The organism is Blastomonas sp., from assembly GCF_041747255.1.
GTDB lineage: Bacteria > Pseudomonadota > Alphaproteobacteria > Sphingomonadales > Sphingomonadaceae > Blastomonas.
Genome location: NZ_JBGTFM010000460.1, coordinates 1 through 1564, shown reverse-complemented (window position 1 = coordinate 1564; position 1564 = coordinate 1). Strand labels below are relative to the sequence as shown.

Below are 1564 nucleotides of genomic sequence, written 5' to 3'. Positions count from 1 at the left end.
GCCGGCGGGGTAGCGGGCGGTGCACCCAATCCGCTCGCCCAGGCGCAGGGCGAACTTGCCTCGGCGCGCGCGCGCGGCCTCACCGATCAGCATCCCGATGTGATGGCGCTCAAAAGCCAGGTCGAGGCGCTGCGCAAAGCGGGGGCAGGGGCGAGCAACAGCTACAACGTGCCCAATCCGGCCTACAGCTCATTGGTCAGCATCCGCGCGGAGCGTCAGGCGGCGGTGACCGGGCTGCAGGCCCGCAAAGGCGCGCTGCAATCTGAAATGAACGCGATGGTCGCCAGACAGATTCAGGAGCCGGGCGTGGCCGCCGAACAGGCGCGCATCAACCGCAATTACGAAGTGCAGAAGGTGCAGTATGACAAGCTGCTGGCCGACCGTGAAACGCTGCGGTTGCGCGGCCAGGTCGAAACCCAGACCGATTCGCTGCGCTTCGATCTGATCGCGCCGCCATCCAGCCCGCGCACGCCGGTAGCACCCAACCGCCCGCTGCTGCTCGCTCTGGTGTTGTTCGTCGGCATTGGCGGCGGTGTGGCCGGAGCTTTTGCGCTGGGCCAGCTGCGCGGCAGCTATGCAACAGTGGCCAAGCTTGAACGCGCCAGTGGCGGCATGGTGATCGGCTCGATCTCGCAGATGCTCACCCAGGCGCAGCGCGACGAGCGCAAACGCAAGCTAAGGCTGTTTGTCGGCACCGGCGGCGCGCTGGTCGGCGTGTTCCTGCTGCTGTTGACCATCGAGTTTATCCAGCGTGGCTCGGTGGTGTGAAGGGCAAGAAAGACATGACGATGCATGATCCCATTCCTTCCCCAGACAAGGGCGCAGACGCTGACAAGGCGAAGAACAAGGATTCGCTGATCGAGCGTGCGGCGCAGGTCTATGATTTCCGCAAAGTGATGCAGCAGCGCGCGCCGCAGTTGCCCGATGTGCCGGCTGCGGCTCCGCAAGCGGCGCCCGTTGCGCCTGTTCCGCCGATCGCCCCCGTGCGCCCGCGTGCGTTCGCCAATGTGCCGGTCGCACCGGTCAACCGCGACCGGCTGCGCGAAGCTGCGTTGATTGTGCCCGATGGTCCGGTGACCGGCATTTCCGAAGAGTTCCGCATCGTCAAGCGCCGCCTGCTCGCCAGCATCGCGGCTGAGCAGAACGTAGGGCTGGGGCCAGAGGCGCAGCGCATTCTGGTCTGCTCGGCCCAGCCCAATGAAGGCAAGACCTATTGCGCGATCAATCTGGCAATGTCGATTGCGACCGAGCAGGATCATGACGTGCTGCTGGTTGATGCCGATTTTGCCAAGCCCAGCATCCTCTCGACGCTGGGCATCGAAGGTCAGCGCGGGTTGATGGACGCGCTGTCTGATCCGCAGATCAACGTGCTCGATTGCATCATCCCCACCGATATTCGCGGACTGTCGGTCCTGCCCGCCGGGCAGCAGACCAACACCGATACCGAATATCTGGCATCGGTGCGCACCCGCGAGGTGCTTTCCCAGCTGACCGAAGGTGCGCCGGGGCGGATTGTGATCTTCGATTCCCCGCCTTTGCTTGCGGCATCGCCTGCGGCGGCGCT

The 1564-nt window shown here is 65.0% G+C and carries 1 protein-coding gene and 1 pseudogene; both read left to right on the top strand.

Translation table 11 applies throughout. From position 1 onward, the window contains the following. Positions 1-768, top strand: a pseudogene (locus tag ACEW8G_RS15260) (chain-length determining protein); the annotation flags it as partial. 14 nt (positions 769-782) lie between these two features. Then, a partial coding sequence (locus tag ACEW8G_RS15255; protein WP_373489250.1) for an AAA family ATPase occupies positions 783-1564 on the top strand: 782 nt, incomplete at its 3' end.